The following is a 1,135-nucleotide window of genomic DNA, read 5'->3' as shown; positions in this document are numbered from 1 at the left end:
AACAATAGAAACCTAGGCAACACACCAGCAGAAACACAAAGAAACACAAAGCTTGTTGAGCGTAATAATCAGGATTATGCGAGGATTGATAAGAGTAAGGGAGAGGATCTTTTAATAACAGGCACAATATTGACTGCCGCTACAATTTATACTGCTATTGTTGGCGATGGTAATCCAGTAGATGGTTTAGAAACTATAGGACAAGGTAGCGACCCACTGAGTAAAGTCATTACACAAGGAGCTCAAACAGCAATTGAGTTATCTTATGAGCATTTCCCTGATAAAACACAAAACACTTTAGATTTTATTGCTAAAGTTGGCAATGACTTAGATGCAACTGTTAAGTATGTTGATGATAAGACGGGCAATGTTGTTAGTGCGCAATGGAATGAATTAGATAAAGACACGCAAAACCAAATTAAAGGCGGAGGCAAGATATTGTCAATCGTTATTCCTGGGAGCAGCATTAAAACTATTAAAAAGTTAGCAAATAAAAACAACTTAATTAATAAAACACCAAGGCCACTAAATAAAGAATTAGACGATCAAAACTTATACAAAAATACCGCTAATAAACCTACTAAATCTAGTAAACCTACTAAATCTAGTAAATCTAGTAATAGAAAGGTCGTAGTAGGACCAAATGGAGGCAAAGGAACTTACACAGGCAAGTATGATAAAAATAATAATCCAATCATAAAAAGAGAAAGTGGTAGTTATTATGTAAAAGACCCAAAAACAGGCAAACAACAAGCAGTAAAATCCCCTAATGAACATGGAAATACATTAGGAAATCAGCCGAACGGTATAAGTTAATAGACAGAGAAACAAATAAACCGCCAAAATCAGGAGAAACAACCCATGGGGAGTAAGATATGGGGCTAGTAAACAAAAAAGATATACTGATAAAGAATTAGATAATATGGGTGAAGACGGAGCAAAATATGAGCCAGTAGAGACAGGAACTAAAAAACCGATGTATGATAAACAAAACCAAGTTTTAAAAAGGTATAAACCCTAATCCAAAAATAGAAACCAAAAAAACGCACAAACCCCAACTGGTATAATGATTTCAACCAAAAAACCGCTTCACCCATTGGGTGAAAACACAAAAGACAATCACATCCCTTTTATA

General features: G+C 34.9%; 1 protein-coding gene. It reads left to right on the top strand.

Annotation, left to right across the window (positions count from 1 at the left end):
- A partial coding sequence (locus tag BHECKSOX2_RS06535) for a hypothetical protein (RefSeq protein WP_180323697.1) occupies positions 1-816 on the top strand: 816 nt, incomplete at its 5' end.
- Positions 817-1,135 lie beyond the last annotated feature (319 nt).

Source organism: thiotrophic endosymbiont of Bathymodiolus puteoserpentis (Logatchev) (genome assembly GCF_900127505.1).
Classification (GTDB): Bacteria; Pseudomonadota; Gammaproteobacteria; order PS1; family Pseudothioglobaceae; genus Thiodubiliella.
Note: the sequence above shows the minus strand (reverse complement) of the source record. Positions and strands in the feature narration are given on the sequence as shown.